The following is a 17,210-nucleotide window of genomic DNA, read 5'->3' as shown; positions in this document are numbered from 1 at the left end:
TTTGGAGCACTGCGTAAAAATTCTCCGACAGCAGAGCTTTGTTATACGCCCCCGACAAGAGGCAAAATAGCTACTCAAATCTTTGCTCCCGCCGGTTGTACTCCTCGACCTCACTCTCCCTATTCTCTCTAATAGCCCTATTTAGAAGAGAAAGCTTGGTCTTAGCCACCTCTCGCACCTCAGGTGACACATGAGTTAATAGCTCTGCGAATGCCTCCGAACGAACTTCAAGAATATCGGCAAGTGATCCTGACCATCCACTAGGATAAGACCTAGAGAAAATAGCTTCAACTATCTCTACTTTGTTTTCTGCAGCATCTAAAAGGGAGCTAATGTGATGACTGAGAATTACTTTCTTTGGGTTGTCTAGTGGCTGTAATTCCTTGTCTAAGGACGTGTATGCCGAAACGGCACCTGCTACTTTATGAATCCTATCTTGATTTCCATTACACCAATGTAGCACGCGCTCGATAGGCACTAAGTTCAATGGTGAGATACTACGGAGGCCCCTGTCTTTGAAAAGTAAATATATAAGTTGTTCGCTATTATTACTATCTATTAACACTCGATCCAGTACAAATTCAGGATAGCTTTCCACTAGATAAGCTATGATAGTTTCTAATTCGAAGCCATATAATCGATACGTCTCAATGCCATTGCAGAGCAAGTTAATAATATTGCGAATTTCATTCTCCGGTGCTGGCTCTGATAAACACTCTGCAATAACACGGTCTATTCCATGGAACTGCCGCCTGCTAATTTCGTCCCTATGCATTGATAAAAGCTTCAAAATGGCCTGTCTTCCGACAGACCGCAGGTCATAGTTAGGACTGTAGTTGCTACCCTTTTTATTAAAGAATCGCATACTCAAAATTTCAATGGTTGAAAAAATCCCATCGGTTAAACCATTAAGCGCGGCAAGTAATTCTGTTAAATCATCATCAGGAATGGATTCATGAACTCGACCGTAACTTATCTGTTGAAATCTCCATGCTTCCAGTTCACCAGCCTTCGCCAGCTCAATAAGTTTTTTTGTCCCCCAAGGGGCTATCGGCGTTGCAGTCAAAATATTAACAAAATACTTTTTAAGCTCTGGCACACCTAATACAGACTCTTGAAGTCTCCGAGACAAGCTAGGGTCGCAGGAATGAACACCAGCAATAAAACCGCGAAAGAGGATAGGCTCTACTACTTCTAGCTCTTGCTTTTTCATCAGGCGGACAAGCGTATCAAAGGTTAAAGCTTGGTCTGATGAACCTTTAGCCAACCCTTTGCCGAATGACCAAAGCGCATCAATATTTTTTTCCCATAACCTTGGCGCCAATCTTTCAAGGTAATCTGGTTCAGATGACGCAAGCTCACCTAGCTTTTCTATCTTCTGATGAATTTTTTCAGAATCTTCTGTGTTACTCTCCCCCCTAAATTCTACGTGATCCCATGTGTTAGTCAGAGCATATGCCTCGATTTCGAAATAGGGATCCGCCGGTGCGGAAAAATGCTCAAGTGCTTCAATTCTTTTAAATAACTCAGGTGTGTGGTTCTTCCCGTTGTAATGGATTGTCCGTTTAATGGCCATCCACATATCTGGCCATTTACCGCCAGTGCCATATTTACGCACTATGTTTTCGAGAATGTCAAAGCAGCCAGCATAGCTCCATAGTCCTACAAAGTGGTTTGCTAGTATCATCTTTGCCCAATTGCAAAGGGGTTCATTGTTCGAATCTAAAAATGGCACTAATAGCTCAATATAACCTACGTACCAGTCTAATATCTCTTTATTCGTTGTCGGCTCCCATCCAAAGTCCCTGCTACGAGCGCCAAAATCAAATTCTCCAAATGAGCTCCAATGAGAAGCCTCAAACGCAGACTTAAGAATATCCTGCGCAATCTCAAGCTGTCTCAAGTTGTCAACACCTAACATTCTTTTCACAAAAGAATGTCTTCGCGTTGGCGTAGCCTGTGTCCCAGAGAGGTATAATGAAAAAAGGCTCGCCAATTGACTAGCGATACTATTGTTGTTCTCGCCAACATTTTCTGTTTCCGCAAAACGAAGAATTAGCCCGGCAGCACGGTCAAAGTACTTATCTTCATATGCTATTTTTCTAAGTAATCGAACGAACGTAGAGAAATTTTGATTATCTCGTGAACAGAAATCTGGAGATTCCGAAGCATTCTCTATAGCGATTAACACTACATCTGGAAACACTGGTGCAATGTGAGTTAGTGCCATAAGCAACTCAGCATTGCACCGTGCAATGTTATGAAATGGCCCATCAATCTTCATCCATGTATTGGCGAGATATCTAGCAGGTTCAAAGTCATGCAGATATCCTAGTCGATGAGCGCATGACTTGAATAAACGAAAATTATCAGCCTTTAACAACTCAGCATTAATTTTATCAGGATCGATGTTCTGAAGAGCTCGCCGTGCGAGACGGTTAGCTACTGCATGCGGGAGTACTGCTCGCCAGTTTCCCCGCTTTTGCGATAACTGCCTCCGCAATAGCTCTGCATGACTGCGATTCAACCTGTCACGTTCAAATCCGCCAATTCTAGAAAGAGTGCTCAATTCATCATTAAGCTCTTTCGGGGAAACATTGAACGAATAAACTAGGGATAGAACCTCTGCGCTTTCAAGCAAACTTTCGGTTGTCCCTTTTCTTTGATTGAAGAGCCTCTGAAACAAGTCTTCATCAGAAAAATTAGCCAAGGTCTCATCTGTGCCCACCCTACTTGCCAATGCGATCGCAACACGTGCATTCCCTCCGGAAAACTCTGCAACTTTATCGGCATTAACACGCCCTAGAGACGGAAACCTCTTTTGAATAAGTTTAGATACGGTCTCCTCGCTTGATGGTTCGATGTGTATTACTTCTGTTTCTTCTGGGCGGTCATCTGAAATATCGTACTCGATAGAAAGAAGACTCAACTTTGCTTGATTTGCCGAAACCTGCTTTTGCAGTTTTCTATGAACATCTGGTGGGCAATTATCCAATACCAAATAGCTTGAAAAATCATTAGCTATCAAGTACGAGACAAGCTCAGATGCTGTTGGAGTTAAGTCATCACCAAGATCTGCATATATTACATTCGCTCTCGGCAGAGAGTTATCGCATACATCATTTTCAAAAAGTGCCTGAGCAAAGCGTGTTTTTCCTACTCCTGACAGGCCTGTTATTCGTACCACCGAGCCAGATCTTTGTAATCTTTCACGCACAAGCCTGATTCCATCCGAAATCGCTATAGGCTCTTTGTGATGTGAATTCATATCGATGACGCAAGGGTGTTCGTCAAGCAAGAACTCATCATCTTTATCGACTGGGGTGGAAGTCCATCTCCCAAACGGTCGCCATCCAGATAATGGCTTGCCTAGCCTAGAGCGAACCCACAGGGCAACCCCAGGAAATTGTCTCAACCATGCGCTGAGTCGATCCCGACCATAAAAGTCAATCAGAAGATCTTCGCTATCTGGCAAGCCTTCGAGCGCAGATTTCATTCCCAGAAGACGTTCTGATAGCATTTTATCAGAACAATCATCTTTGCCACTAACAATTATATAAGCGCCTTTTTTTCCTAAGATATCTAATATAACAGTTTTTAGCGTTCCCTTATCAAGCATCTCATTTCTGCAAGCTGCTTTACTCATATTGTTTTTCTTTACTTGAAAACCAGTATTTTCACGACTTACAAAGCCAGGTTTTAATAAAGGGATAGCATCGACAACTCGAACATCAAGACCACCATCAGCAGCTTCCTGCGCTCCCCCCCACAGAACACAAGATGTCTGAATATCTTGGCGAATCAATTCCACTTCACACAACCTAGCGACCATTTCTCTTAGATCAGCATCGTTGAGATTTGAGATATCAGAAGGTTCAAGTTCAAAAAATATCATTAGGTTTCAAAAGTCCCTATATTGCAAATTGATATTAGTAACATTGAAAGAGCGTATAACAGTGATTAGATGGAAGGCGGTACTAATTCAATAGCAGTACCTTCCGTATAACTCCGCTTCATCTTCATAACCACCTCAAAAACTCATTTTAAATCATAATATTACCAAACTGTCACTGGCATCTGGCCGCATTCGCTTCCATCCACTGCGGTCCCCACTGGCGTTCAACATACTCGCGGCGTACCCCAATAACAGCCACACTACCGCACGACAACCCCTAGTTTGGCTGCTTTTAACCCACGCAATGTACTTAGCTTGGCTCATAGATGACACCAAAGAGACCACTCCATACGACTATCCTAGTGAGCAAGGAAGATAAGAAAAAGAGGATGATGATAGTTTCCTGAGCAAGATCAAAAAATTAAATAATAAGTACCAATGCTGGCCACATATCAACGGTGCCGGATCGTAGATAAAGAAAAGACGCCCTAAGGCGTCTTTCTTATTTTCAGGATTTGGAGCAAACAGGTTGGAGGTTATTCCGCCTCCCCGCCTTGCCCCGCCCCCAAATCAGATCGGGGTGATGGAGGTGATATGGGCATCCCCGTCCAGTGATTTGAAGATCTGCACCACGGCTTCGCCATGGATCGGTTTGGCAAGCGGCACTGTGCTCTTGCACTTGAAGCGGTAGTTGGTGCCGGCCACCACCTGGGTGCAGACTTCAAAGGGTACGTACTGCACCCCGACAAATCCTTTCAGCGCCTGGTCAAATACCGCCTGATCCTCGGCGGTCAGCTTGTGATATGCGGTCCATCCACCCACCAACACTGCTTGTTCTGACATAACAAACCCTCCGTGATCTCTTGTCCCTACTCGTTTGGCTGTTCGGGTTCCGCCCCGTTGATTCAAGTGGTTGCTGGTCTCCACTGGGGTGACATACCGAGAAAGTTCAATGGTATGACGATGGGCCATCTTGCGCTGGTTAACGCGCCTGCTGGCCCTCCCCTTTGCCACGATCGCCGCCTCACAGCACCGGTCTCAATTGGCATGGCAGAGCCTAGTACCGGATCCGCAAAGCGCCCCTGTCACATCTGACAGGGGCGATGAGGCCAAAAAGCGGCTAATGAGCAGAAAATTGAGGCGCAAACGATTGGAAAAAGAAAAGACGCCGCAAGGGCGTCTTTTTTGCATTTTTATGCTCGAAGGGCAGAAGGGTGTGAGCCGCTTATTCCCATTCGATAGTGGCGGGCGGCTTGCCGGAGACATCGTACACCACGCGGGAGATGCCATTGATCTCGTTGATGATGCGATTCGACACGTGGCCGAGGAAGTCGTACGGCAGATGGGCCCAGTGGGCGGTCATGAAGTCGATGGTTTCGACGGCGCGCAGGGCAATCACCCAGTCGTACTTGCGGCCATCGCCCATGACGCCAACGGAGCGCACCGGCAGGAAGACCGCGAACGCCTGGCTGACCTGGTTGTAGAGGTCGGCTTTGCGCAGCTCTTCGATAAAGACGGCGTCGGCGCGGCGCAAGATATCGCAGTACTCTTTCTTCACTTCGCCAAGGACGCGCACGCCCAGACCCGGGCCCGGGAAGGGGTGACGGTAGAGCATGTCGTAGGGCAGACCCAGCTCCAGACCGACGCGGCGCACTTCGTCCTTGAACAACTCACGCAGCGGCTCGACCAGACCCATCTTCATCTCGGCCGGCAGGCCGCCAACGTTGTGGTGGGACTTGATGACGTGAGCCTTGCCGGTCTTGCTGGCAGCCGATTCAATCACATCCGGATAGATGGTGCCTTGTGCCAGCCAGCGAGCATTTTTCAGCTTCTTGGCTTCGTCGTCGAACACTTCAACGAAGACGCGGCCGATGATCTTGCGCTTGGCTTCCGGCTCATCTTCACCGGCCAGGGCCGAGAGGAAGCGCTCTTCGGCTTCGACCTTGATGATGTTGAGACCGAAATGATCACCAAACATCTCCATCACCTGCTCACCCTCGTTCAGGCGCAGCAGACCGTTGTCAACGAAGACGCAAGTCAGGCGCTCGCCGATGGCGCGGTGTACCAGCATGGCGACCACGGAGGAGTCGACACCGCCGGATAGGCCCAGGATCACCTCGTCGTCACCCACCTGCTCGCGAATGCGGGCAACGGCGTCGTCGATGATGGTGGCCGGGGTCCACAGGCATTCGCAACCGCAGATGTCCTTGACGAAGTGCTCCAGCATGCGGGCACCCTGACGGGTGTGGGTCACTTCCGGGTGGAACTGCACGCCGTAGAAGCCCTTGGCCTCGCACGCCATGGCGGCATGGGGACAGGTGGCAGTCTGGGCTATGGTGGTGAAGTCGGCCGGGATGGCGGTGACCTTGTCGCCGTGGCTCATCCAGACGTCCAGCAGCGCATTGCCGTTGGGGGCGATGGCATCTTCGATGCTGCGCAGCAGGGCATTGGTCTGGCCCAGCACTTCCACCTGGGCATAACCGAATTCACGTTCGGTGGAGGATTGCACCTTGCCACCCAGCTGCTCGGCCATGGTCTGCATGCCGTAGCAGATGCCGAACACAGGCACACCGGCGTTGAACACATACTCGGGGGCACGGGGGCTGCCAGCCTCTGTCACGGATTCGGGGCCGCCGGAGAGGATGATGCCGCTGGGATTGAATTCGCGGATCTGTGCTTCGGTCACATCCCAGGCCCACAGTTCGCAGTAGACGCCGATTTCACGGACACGGCGGGCGATAAGCTGGGTGTACTGGGAACCGAAATCCAGGATCAGGATACGGTGCTGGTGAATGTCTTTAGTCATTTTATTCCTGCATCAGGCTGATGTTGTAACAAAAGGCTCGGGGATAAAAACTGGTGGAGAAACGGGGCCGCAGCCCCGTTTTATCAGCCCATCCGATAGTTGGGGGCTTCTTTGGTAATGGTCACATCGTGGACGTGGGACTCTTTCATCCCGGCGCCGGAGATGCGCACGAACTCGGCCTTGGTGCGCATGTCGTCTATGGTAGCGCAGCCGGTCAAGCCCATGGAGGAGCGCAGGCCGCCCATCTGCTGGTGAATGATCTCTTTGAGGCGGCCCTTGTACGGTACGCGCCCTTCGATCCCTTCCGGCACCAGCTTGTCAGCGGCGTTGTCGGTCTGGAAGTAACGGTCGCTGGAGCCCTTGGACATTGCGCCCAGAGATCCCATGCCACGGTAGGACTTGAAGGAGCGGCCCTGATAGAGCTCGATTTCGCCCGGCGCCTCTTCGGTACCGGCGAACATGGAGCCCACCATGACGCAGCTGGCGCCAGCGGCGATGGCCTTGGCCACGTCACCGGAGAAGCGGATGCCGCCATCGGCAATCACGGGCACGCCCGTGCCTTCCAGCGCGTCAACGGCGTCGGAGATGGCAGTGATCTGGGGCACGCCGACACCGGTCACGATGCGGGTAGTACAGATGGAACCCGGGCCGATACCCACCTTGACGGCATTGACGCCGGCAGCGACCAGCGCCAGGGCGCCAGCGGCAGTGGCCACGTTGCCACCGATGATTTGCAGCTCAGGATAGGCATCGCGGGTCGCCTTGATGCGATCCAGCACGCCCTGGGAGTGGCCATGGGAGGAGTCAATCAGCAGCACGTCCACACCGGCTTCCACCAGGGCGGCGACACGCTCTTCGTTGCCGGCACCGGCACCGACGGCGGCGCCAACGCGCAGGCGGCCGCGCTCGTCTTTACAGGCGTTCGGCTTGCGTTCGGCTTTCTGGAAGTCTTTGACGGTGATCATGCCCTTGAGTTTGAAATCGGCGTTGACCACCAGCACCTTCTCGATACGGTGCTTTTGCATCAGGGCAACCACCTCTTCACGAGGGGCCCCTTCACGCACGGTCACCAGACGATCTTTCTGGGTCATGATCTGTTCGACTGTCTGGGAGAGATCGATCACGAAGCGCACGTCGCGGCCGGTGATGATACCGACCAGCAGGTTGCCCTCGGTCACGACCGGGTAGCCGGCGAAGCCGTTCTTGTGGCTCAGCTCCTTGACCTGGGCGATGGTCATGTCAGGGCGTACTGTGACGGGGTCAGTGACCACGCCGCTCTCGTACTTCTTGACCTTGCGCACTTCTGCAGCTTGCTGCTCGATGGACATGTTCTTGTGGATAAAGCCGATACCCCCTTCCTGGGCCAGTGCGATAGCCAGACGGGCTTCGGTCACTGTGTCCATGGCAGCGGAAATCATGGGGATATTCAAGCTGATAGAGGATGTCAGCTGGGTACGCAGATCGGCAGTATTGGGAAGAACATCGGAGTGGGCGGGAACCAACAGTACATCATCGAAGGTTAACGCTTCTTTGGCAATCCTGAGCATGGCAATATCTCACCGTTGAGGAAGTGGGGGTGTAAAATATTGCCGACAAAGTTTACTCACCGATTGGTCACTGGTAAAGAAGTTTTTTGAATTTTTTATGGCGTAGCCCGTGTTTGACGTGCCAAGAGGCCAAAAAAACAAGATTATCAGTCCTAAAAGGGCACTTTGGGGGCAGAAGAGTTGCCAGACTGCTGTTTTATGCAAAGTGGCCCTCTGCCCAGTCGCCAACCCGGATCCCAAGGTCACACACTCGCTTGCCAAGACACTCCCATATGACGCAACTCAGGCTGCGCTGACATGGCCGGGGCAACGGATGGCGGCATGCAGATCAGCCGGGGCCGTGGGGAATATCGCTGTGTTCACTTTGACCAAACCTCGCGTATCATAATTAACATTCTGAATTGAAATGGAATTTCATGATGAGCAATGAACATCATCAAGGGCGCATGGCGATTACCCTGGCCGCCTTGGGCGTTGTCTACGGTGACCTTGGCACCAGCCCGCTCTACGCTTTGAAGGAGTCCTTTGCCGGGCATATTGGCCTGCAGCCGGCCCCTGCCGAGATCCTGTCGATCATCTCTCTCTTTTTTTGGACCATCATGATCGTGGTCTCATTTAAATATGTCTTGCTGGTATTAAGGGCTGATGACAAGGGTGAAGGGGGCATCTTGACCCTGGCTTCCCTGGCCTCACGCCGCCTGTCGCCCAAGGCCCGCTCCCTGGTCATGTTGCTGGGGCTGGTCGGGGTCGGCTTGTTCATCGGGGATGCGGTGATCACCCCCGCGATTTCGGTGCTGTCTGCCGTCGAGGGCCTGCAGGTGGTCGCCCCTGAACTGGCCTCTTTCGTCTTGCCCATAACCCTCATAGTGCTGGTGATACTGTTTGGCATTCAGCATTACGGCACGGCAGGAATAGGCCGACTCTTCGGCCCCATCATGTTGCTCTGGTTTGGCGTGCTGGCAGGACTCGGGGCAAGTGAAATCGTGCAAAACCCTGTTATCCTGCAGGCCACCAATCCCCTCTATGCCCTTGATTTTCTGCTCACCCGGCCAGGTGTGGCCTTCATCACCCTGGGCGCGGTCGTGCTCTGCGTCACCGGCACAGAGGCGCTTTACGCCGACATGGGCCATTTTGGCCGAGGCGCGATCCGGCTGGCATGGGGCTCTCTGGTGATGCCGGCCCTGCTGCTCAACTATTTCGGCCAGGGGGCGCTGCTACTGCGCCGTCCTGAGGCCATTGAAAACCCATTCTATTTACTCGCCCCCACCTGGATGGCCATACCGTTATTGGTCCTGGCGACCATAGCGACTGTCATCGCATCCCAGGCCGTCATATCCGGCACTTACTCAGTCGTACGCCAGGCTATCCTGCTCGGGTATCTGCCACGCCAGGAGATCCGCCATACCTCCGAGCATGAGATTGGCCAGATCTACCTGCCAGTGGTGAACTGGCTGCTGCTGGCCGGCATAGTGCTGGTGATATTCTGGTTCAGAAGCTCCAGCAATCTGGCCGCTGCCTATGGCATAGCGGTGACAGGCACCATGGCGATCACCACCCTGTTGCTGATGGTGGTCGCAGCCCATCGCTGGAAATGGCCAACCTGGCTGATCGTGATCGCGGGGACCCCTCTCCTGCTGGTCGATGTCACCTTCTTTGCCGCCAATACCACCAAGTTCCTGGCCGGAGGCTGGTTGCCCATCCTGTTCGCGCTGCTGACCATAGTGGTGATGACAACCTGGAAGCGCGGTCGAGAGCTGGTTCTCGAGAAGCTTGAGCACAAGTCACTGGTGCTGAAAGGGTTTGTCAACAACATGCTGGCTCATCCACCACTGCAGGTGCCGGGTACGGCCGTGTTCCTCTCCAAGTCGGTGCAGGTGGTTCCTCATGCCATGTTACACAACCTGAAACACAACAAAATCATGCACGAGCGGGTCATTTTTCTGACCATCCAGATAAAGGATGAGCCCTGGTTGTCTTTCAAGGAGCGCATCGTTCTCACCCACCTCGGAGAGGGGTTCTGGCAAGTCGTGGCGCACTTTGGTTACAAGGAGGTCCCTTCCATAGAGGAGATCTTCCAAGCGTGTGCCCAGCAAGATCTGAAGGTCTCCATGAGCAATGCCTCCTTCTTTCTCTCTCACGAAAATCTGGTCAGTACCGACCTGCCCGGCATGGCACGCTGGCGGGAAGGCTTGTTCGTCTGGATGAATCGCAACTCCCTCAAGGCGACCGACTTCTTCCATATTCCGGCCAACCGGGTGGTGGAGCTGGGGGTTTTGCTGGAGCTGTGACTGGTAGCCCGGCGCCCGATGCAAACCTCCGGATGGCACTCCACCCCGTTCACCCGGCTAGCAGGATGCGGCTGGCTAGCGCATGCCGGATCCCGCATGACGGGTAGCGGCTCGGCCAGTGTCTGGCGGTTGTATCATTCGATTAAAATACGATTGATAATGGTTGTTGTTTGTGATTGGTGTCATCAGGCATGCTAGCACCCTGTCCTGGCTCTAGCACACTAGCCGTTTGAGTATGAACATGTCGATTTGGAATGGAGGACAGTGATGGATGCCTGCAACCCGAGGCCAACACTGCCCGCCAACGATCCCGATGCCGTCCGCCTCGCTTGCCTTGCCATCGCGGTCATCCTGCATCTTGCCGCCTTCTGGTGGCTCTATGAACACCAGCCTGCGCCCATCACTCCGCCCCTGCCGCTGACCCTGTCGGCCCGCTGGGTCGGCGAGGCCAGCACCAACGACGCGCCGGCCAAAGCGCCAGCGGCCACCCAGGCGCAGCCCCTGGTCAAAAAGCCGGTGCCGGTTCAAAAGAAGGCTATTAAAAAACCGGTCAAAAAAACCATTGCCAAACCAGCACCCAGGGTGCCGGCACCGCCAACACCCAAGGCCACTCAGGTGGCCAGGGCAGAACCGGTCGCGGCGCCCCCGGCCTCCGCCACGCCGGTGGCTGCCAATGCCCCACAAGGCGACAGTGGCAGTGCGCCGGTCAAGTCTCAGCAGAGCGGCAGCGGGGCTGGCAGCAGCGCCCCCATCGCCCGCGATGCACGGCTGAACAACCCTGAGCCACCCTACCCCTATGAATCAAGAAGACGGGGTGAGGAGGGGCGCGTCATCCTGAATGTGCTGGTGGCGGCCGATGGCACCGCCTCCTCGGTGGAGGTAGACAAGGGCAGCGGTTATCGGCGGCTGGACATGACGGCGCGCAAGACGGTCAGTCGCTGGCGCTTTATTCCCGCCAAACAGAACAATGCGGCCGTCGAGGCCTGGGCAAAGGTCACCATCATTTTTAAATTAAGGGCTTGAATATGGATCCGGAAATCGCAAACAACGGGATGGGCGTCGCCCATCTGCTCAGTCAAAATACCGGTGTGGGGCTGCTGCCATTCATTTTGCTGGTATTGATGTCCCTCGGCACCTGCTATTACACCCTGCTGAAAATAGTGCTGGGTCAGCGCGAGCGGCGCCTCAACGCACAATTCGTGACCCGCTTCTGGCAGCACGAAAGCGTGCAGGATATGGAGCGCCAGCTGGCCCATCTCCCGCCGCAGGAGGCCTATGGGCGTGTGACCAGCACGGCGCTGGCGACGGTGGCGCAACTGAACCGGGCCGGGGAGCGGACAGTGTCGCTCAAGCTGGGTTCACCGGACGAGTATCTGTTGCGGGCACTGCGCCAAGCCATTACCCACGAGCGGGTAAGGCTGGAACACGGCCTGGCCTTCCTCGCCTCCGTGGGCTCGGCGGCCCCCTTCATCGGGCTGTTTGGTACCGTCTGGGGCATCTATCATGCGTTGCTGGCCATAGGTGCCGCCGGCCAGAGCAGTCTGGACAAGGTGGCAGGCCCCGTGGGCGAGGCGCTGATCATGACCGGCTTTGGCCTCGCCGTCGCCCTGCCGGCTGTGCTTGTCTACAACTTCTTTGTACGGCGCAATCGCCTCAAGCTGGCCGCGCTCGAGGCCTTTGCCTACGACCTGTTTGCCCTGCTGGTGACGGGCTTTGAGCAGGCCCCCTCCAACGTGACCCAGCTGACCGAGCGGGAAGCCAAGAAGGGGCACGGCTAATGGCATTTGGCAAATTGTCGGACGACGGAGACGATCAGCCCCTCTCCGAGATCAACATGATCCCCATGATCGACGTCATGCTGGTGCTGCTCATCGTCTTCATGATCACGGCCCCCCTGCTCACCAATGCGGTCAAACTCGAGCTGCCGGAGGCCAGCAGCCTGCTCAATCAGCCGGAGAAGGAGGACATCACCCTCGCCATCGATGGCACCGGCAAGATCTACTGGAACGACAAGGAGGTCGATGAGGCCGCCCTGCTCGCCCAGATGGAGACTGCCGGCAAGGCCGAGGGGGAGCTGTCCGAGATCCAGCTGCGCATCGACAAGCGGGTCGAGTACGGCATCATAGCCAAGGTGATGGCGCAGGCGTCCCAGCATGGATTGCACAAGATTGCCTTTGTCAGTCAGCCTGACGGCAAGTAAGGGGACAGAGGAGGGCCATGTCAGAAGCAGGGGCCAGATAGCGGCTCCTGCCGCGCGCCGGATTAAGACAGCGGCCATCATCCCGGCGCAGCCAGGGCAGACAACAGGTATGCCATTGAACCTATATACCCCATCCAGTACGGCGACGGGCTGTGAGTCGCGGGTCTTTACCATCCCCCCATCTCAACAACACCAAGCCAGTAACAACAACCCTTGCCCCCCCTTACCGCTGCACACCCGATCACCTGATATTTCCAGCGACCCAACCCCCATCGAACCGGTTATTTCCGGCCAAGCATTCGCAGCAAGGTAAGGTCTTTATCCAGCAGGTGATGTTTTAACGCCCCGACAATATGCACCAGCAACAGGGCCAGCATGATATAGGGCAAGTAAACATGGACGGCATGGGCAATATCCCGAATGGATTCACTGTATGGAATGACATTGGCAGGATCATTGATATCTGGATTCATCGGGATAATAAACCAGCCAAACAGGGCAACGCCACGCCCGGCCGCGCCGGAATAGCAGAGACCTGAAACCGGAATAAGCAGGGTTGAAACAAGCAATCCCCAATGGATCGCCTTGGCTGCCAATGCCTCGTAAGCGGGATATTGGCGAACTGGCGTCGGCCACCCTTTGCCAAGGCGGATAATGGCGCGTGGCAGGATCAAGACCAGTGCAATGACTCCCAGGGATTTATGCAGGGCGTAGAGATCCCATATTTCAAATTTCACCATCAGATAACCCAGCAGGGTCAAGCCAATCATCAGCAAGGCAACCGACCAGTGCAGCAAGCGGGTCGTCAAACTTAACGGGATCGAGGAATTCATGAGCTACTCCAAACAGGGGGGTGGGTAAAGGTGGTCAAGGTCGTGGAACCCTGAATATCAACGGCAAAAAGTGACCCGCTGCGGGCAATCGCGAACGCTTTTGTCGGGAGCCATACTGCCTGTCCGGATAAATGGCTGCGTTTCCAATCTTGCTTTTCTGCTGCTGGCCCTGGCCGGCCACTCATCCCTTTGTGCGAGCGTGCCGGGATCTGCAGGCACCTCCTGTTTAGCGCCCTCCCCCAGTTTCGGGTTAAGATAGCGGCCATCGTTTTATCCCGGCGCAGCCGGAGCAGACCACAGGTGCGCCTTTGAACCGATTTACCTCATCCAGTGCGGCGAACGGCCGCGAGCAGCAGGTCTTTACAGTCACCCGCCTCAACAGCGCCGTGCGCATGATCCTGGAGCAGGATCTGGGACTGGTGTGGCTGACCGGCGAGCTCTCCAATCTGGCGATACCAAGCTCCGGTCACTGGTACTTTTCGCTCAAAGATCTGGGGGCGCAGGTGCGCTGCGCCATGTTCAAGGGCAACAACCGGCGGGTGGCGTTTCGCCCGCAGGATGGCATGCAGGTGCTGGTGCAGGCGCGGGTCTCCCTCTACGAGCCGCGCGGCGACTATCAACTCATCATCGAGTCGATGCAGCCCGCAGGCGATGGCGTGCTGGCCATGCGCTTCGAAGAGCTCAAGCGCCGCCTCGGGGCCGAAGGGCTGTTTGACGAGAGTCGCAAGCGGCCGCTGCCCCGCGAGCCGCGAGCGGTGGGACTGGTCACCTCCGCCACCGGTGCCGCCCTGCACGACATGCTGACCGTGCTCAAACGGCGCGCGCCGGATCTGCCCGTCTTTATCTACCCGACCCAGGTGCAAGGCAGCGCCGCCATCGGCCAGATCGTCGCGGCCATTGCCCTGGCCAACCGCCGCGCCGAGGTGGACGTGCTGATCGTCGGTCGCGGCGGCGGCTCATTGGAAGATCTCTGGTGCTTCAACGAAGAGGCGGTGGCGCGCGCCATTGCCAACTCCGCCATCCCCATTATCAGCGCGGTGGGCCACGAGGTGGACGTGACCATCAGCGACTTTGCCGCCGACCTTCGCGCCCCCACCCCATCGGCCGCAGCTGAACTGGTGGCACCGGACAACCAGGCCCGCATCCAGCGCCTCGCCCATCTGTGGCAACGGCTGGCACAGGGCATTGGCCGCCACCAGATCGCCGCCCGCCACGGCTTCGCGCTGCTGCAAAAACGGCTCGACCATCAGGATCCGAAACGGCGGCTGGAGCAGCAATCCCAGCGCCTCGACGAACTCTCCGCCCGCTTGCAACAGCTGATGAATCAACGGTTGCATCAGGGGGAGCGGCGCCTCGCCAACCTGGAACTGCGCCTGCAAGGCAAGAGCCCGGAGCGGTTGCTGGCCGCTGGCAAGCGCCGCCACCAGCTGGCCGAGGAGCGACTCTACGCATTGATCACCAAACGCCAGGATCTGGCCAGCCACCGCCTCGCCATGCTCACCGCCCGCCTCGACGGTGTGAGCCCGCTCGCCACCCTGGGGCGGGGTTACTCCATCACCCGTACCCAGAGCGGTGAGGTGATCAGCCGCGCCGCCCAGGTGAATGCCGGGCAAACCCTGGTCACCACGCTCGCAGAGGGGCATCTGCAGGTGCGGGTGGAAGAGGTGCACAACCGATAACTGAACCCGGGGGCGCTTTGCAGCGCCCCCGTTTCATCCCCTTCCCTTTCGTTGACGCCTGTCCGTCACACCAGTGAGTGGCGCACCATGTCGGCCGGAGCCGGCACCGCATCAGATCCCGCCAGCGGATTGAGTTGCAAGTACTCGAACAAGCCTGCCTGCAGATTGACGTTCCAGAAACGCCCCGCCAGGGTCAGTTCAAGCCGCGCTTGCGTGAGCGTCGCCAATCCGTGCCGCTGCCAGGCCTCAAACAGCGGCAGCAGGTGGGCCCGCAACGATGCGGGTAGACGAGCCAGCGTCAACCAGCCGCTGTCGAGGGCGCCGCGCAGCAGACCGTCCATGAGGGCATTGGGGTTCTTCCCCATCACCATGCCGGGCGCCCGCACACCGCCTGCCAGCGCCTCGTGCCAGAGGGCCAGATCCCGGCCATACATGAGGCCATGGCCGTGCACGCTGCCTCCGGCTCCCGCCCCGAAGGGGAGGATCTCGGCGCCGCGCTTGGCCATCTGGTTGTAGCGGCTCTGCTCGGCATCGCCGCGCCGCCAGTGACTGCAGGAGAGCCGCTGCCAGTCGCCTTGCTCCAGCGTCTGGGCGCCATAGGCATACATGCCGGCCCGCTGCTGACCATCGGCCGCCCAGCCCGGCTTGCCGCTCGCCTCGGCCCGTTCCAGGTTGGTGCCCGCCATGGCGATCAGCTGATAGAGATCCACGCCGTGCACCCCGCTGGCCATCACGTCCGCGATATCCTGGCGCCACACGGCATCATCCTGCCCCGGCAGACCGAAGATGAGATCCGCCACTATCACGGCGGCATCATCCCGGGTCAGCTCGGCCAGCCGGGCCAGCAGGGTTTGCCTGTCATCGAAGCGGGCCGCCTGCTGGCGTACCCGGGTGTCAAAACTCTGCACCCCGAACGAGAAGCGGTTGAAGCCCCCCGCCAGCGCTGTCTGCCACTTGGCATCATCGAAGCCGTTGAGGCGCCCCTCCAGGGTCACCTCGGCATCTGCGGTCAGCGGAAAAGCCTGGATAGCCCTGGCCAATTGCGCCAGATCCTCAACCGCCATGTCGGTCGGTGTGCCGCCCCCCACATAGACGGCCGAGCAGGGCTTGCTCTGCCCAAAGGGGGTATCCGCCGCTTGCTTCAGACTGTCGCACAGGGCCGCCATGTAACGGCTCATGCGCGCCGGATTGGCGCCATTTTCGAAGAAATTGCAGAAGCTGCAGCGCTTGCGGCAAAACGGAATATGGATATAGAGCGCCCGCTCCCCGGCCTCGCTCCCTTGCTGCCACCAGGCTTGCCAGCCCCCGTGGTCAAGGGTGAAAGGGCGAATGCCACCCCGGCTGGCATGGGCCGAGGTTTTGGCGACGAAGGCAAATTTGAGGGGATCCGGCGTGTCGAGTCCGGTCATGGTCGGGGTCAGGTGTAATGTCATCGCTGGCTGGTTACCGCATGGAAATAATGCAAATGATAACCACTATCAATTTATGCCAGGTTTGTGCTGGATCAAACCAGGCTCAGACAACCCAGCTTTGCTACCCATCCTTAACCTCCATCATGGATCCAGTTAACAGATAATTTACTCAAGATGGGGTAGGGTGAGCCGATAGAGAACCATCTCCCCCGCCCTGACGAGCGAGCGCGGGGAGAGTCGCCCGGCATTGACGCTCGCCCACTTGCGCATGGACCCTGCAAACGATGCAAAATCTGTCACTGAACTGGAAAATCTTCCTTCCCCTTACCCTGGTGATAGGTTGTACCTTCGCCCTCAGTTTCGAACTCTCCGCCTGGCTGCAACGGGATCTCGCCATCCGGCTGGCCGGTGAAAAGGTCGAGAGCGCCGCCAACACCTACATGGATCAGCTCAACGTCATGATGATGACGGGAGCCATCGCCAACCGACAAATCGTGCAGACCAAGCTCAAGAGCGAGGCGGGGATCGTCGAGGCTCGCCTGATCCGCGC

Annotated in this window: 11 protein-coding genes and 1 pseudogene; 6 read left to right on the top strand and 6 right to left on the bottom strand. The window is 56.1% G+C overall.

Translation table 11 applies throughout. The features are described from left to right. Positions 1–70: 70 nt before the first annotated feature. From BN1128_RS18725 to guaB, 4 genes are all read right to left on the bottom strand, one after another. Positions 71–3,895, bottom strand: a complete 3,825-nt coding sequence (locus BN1128_RS18725; protein WP_042871540.1) for a hypothetical protein — start codon at positions 3,893–3,895, stop codon at positions 71–73. A 570-nt stretch (positions 3,896–4,465) separates the two neighbouring features. After that, entirely contained in the window at positions 4,466–4,738 is a 273-nt protein-coding gene (locus tag BN1128_RS18720; protein ID WP_021141118.1) for a hypothetical protein, read from the bottom strand. A 382-nt stretch (positions 4,739–5,120) separates the two neighbouring features. Then, positions 5,121–6,701: a glutamine-hydrolyzing GMP synthase gene (guaA, locus tag BN1128_RS18715; protein WP_042871537.1), complete on the bottom strand. Its 1,581-nt coding sequence runs from the start codon at positions 6,699–6,701 to the stop codon at positions 5,121–5,123. A gap of 83 nt (positions 6,702–6,784) precedes the next feature. After that, positions 6,785–8,248, bottom strand: a complete 1,464-nt coding sequence (gene guaB / locus BN1128_RS18710) for an IMP dehydrogenase (protein WP_017412971.1) — start codon at positions 8,246–8,248, stop codon at positions 6,785–6,787. A 419-nt stretch (positions 8,249–8,667) separates the two neighbouring features. On the opposite strand from guaB, the gene BN1128_RS18705 reads away from it, so the two are divergent. The 4 genes from BN1128_RS18705 (at position 8,668) to BN1128_RS18690 (ending at position 12,736) form a co-directional block, all read left to right on the top strand. After that, the gene (locus BN1128_RS18705) at positions 8,668–10,536 is read left to right on the top strand and encodes a potassium transporter Kup (RefSeq protein WP_042871534.1); all 1,869 of its coding nucleotides are present in this window, start codon (positions 8,668–8,670) and stop codon (positions 10,534–10,536) included. A 267-nt stretch (positions 10,537–10,803) separates the two neighbouring features. After that, positions 10,804–11,559: an energy transducer TonB gene (locus BN1128_RS18700; protein WP_042871532.1), complete on the top strand. Its 756-nt coding sequence runs from the start codon at positions 10,804–10,806 to the stop codon at positions 11,557–11,559. Between the two features lie 2 nt (positions 11,560–11,561). Then, positions 11,562–12,314, top strand: coding sequence for a MotA/TolQ/ExbB proton channel family protein (locus BN1128_RS18695; RefSeq protein ID WP_042871531.1), 753 nt, complete (start codon positions 11,562–11,564; stop codon positions 12,312–12,314). Next, positions 12,314–12,736, top strand: coding sequence for an ExbD/TolR family protein (locus tag BN1128_RS18690; RefSeq protein WP_042871529.1), 423 nt, complete (start codon positions 12,314–12,316; stop codon positions 12,734–12,736). Before BN1128_RS18695 ends, BN1128_RS18690 begins: the two co-directional genes overlap by 1 nt. A gap of 281 nt (positions 12,737–13,017) precedes the next feature. On the opposite strand, the gene BN1128_RS18685 is transcribed toward BN1128_RS18690, so the two are convergent. Then, complete coding sequence (locus tag BN1128_RS18685) at positions 13,018–13,569, bottom strand: cytochrome b (protein WP_033115204.1); 552 nt, start codon at positions 13,567–13,569, stop codon at positions 13,018–13,020. A gap of 308 nt (positions 13,570–13,877) precedes the next feature. Between BN1128_RS18685 and xseA the strand changes: the two genes are divergently transcribed. Further along, complete coding sequence (gene xseA / locus BN1128_RS18680; RefSeq protein WP_042871527.1) at positions 13,878–15,248, top strand: exodeoxyribonuclease VII large subunit; 1,371 nt, start codon at positions 13,878–13,880, stop codon at positions 15,246–15,248. Positions 15,249–15,313: 65 nt separating this feature from the next. Here the strand turns inward: xseA and hutW are convergent, their stop codons facing one another. Beyond that, complete coding sequence (gene hutW / locus BN1128_RS18675; protein WP_042871525.1) at positions 15,314–16,681, bottom strand: heme anaerobic degradation radical SAM methyltransferase ChuW/HutW; 1,368 nt, start codon at positions 16,679–16,681, stop codon at positions 15,314–15,316. A gap of 263 nt (positions 16,682–16,944) precedes the next feature. Here hutW and BN1128_RS18670 point away from each other — a divergent pair. After that, positions 16,945–17,210: pseudogene (locus tag BN1128_RS18670) on the top strand (methyl-accepting chemotaxis protein); the annotation flags it as partial.

It is taken from the genome of Aeromonas piscicola (assembly GCF_000820005.1).
Lineage (GTDB): Bacteria > Pseudomonadota > Gammaproteobacteria > Enterobacterales > Aeromonadaceae > Aeromonas > Aeromonas piscicola.
Note: the sequence above shows the minus strand (reverse complement) of the source record. Positions and strands in the feature narration are given on the sequence as shown.

Bases quoted from the DNA above. Each gene is read 5' to 3' on its own strand.
- BN1128_RS18725 (WP_042871540.1), bottom strand. From the start codon at position 3,895: ATGATATTTTTTGAACTTGAACCTTCTGATATCTCAAATCTCAACGAT.
- BN1128_RS18720 (WP_021141118.1), bottom strand. From the start codon at position 4,738: ATGTCAGAACAAGCAGTGTTGGTGGGTGGATGGACCGCATATCACAAG.
- guaA (WP_042871537.1), bottom strand. From the start codon at position 6,701: ATGACTAAAGACATTCACCAGCACCGTATCCTGATCCTGGATTTCGGT.
- guaB (WP_017412971.1), bottom strand. From the start codon at position 8,248: ATGCTCAGGATTGCCAAAGAAGCGTTAACCTTCGATGATGTACTGTTG.
- BN1128_RS18705 (WP_042871534.1), top strand. From the start codon at position 8,668: ATGAGCAATGAACATCATCAAGGGCGCATGGCGATTACCCTGGCCGCC.
- BN1128_RS18700 (WP_042871532.1), top strand. From the start codon at position 10,804: ATGGATGCCTGCAACCCGAGGCCAACACTGCCCGCCAACGATCCCGAT.
- BN1128_RS18695 (WP_042871531.1), top strand. From the start codon at position 11,562: ATGGATCCGGAAATCGCAAACAACGGGATGGGCGTCGCCCATCTGCTC.
- BN1128_RS18690 (WP_042871529.1), top strand. From the start codon at position 12,314: ATGGCATTTGGCAAATTGTCGGACGACGGAGACGATCAGCCCCTCTCC.
- BN1128_RS18685 (WP_033115204.1), bottom strand. From the start codon at position 13,569: ATGAATTCCTCGATCCCGTTAAGTTTGACGACCCGCTTGCTGCACTGG.
- hutW (WP_042871525.1), bottom strand. From the start codon at position 16,681: ATGACATTACACCTGACCCCGACCATGACCGGACTCGACACGCCGGAT.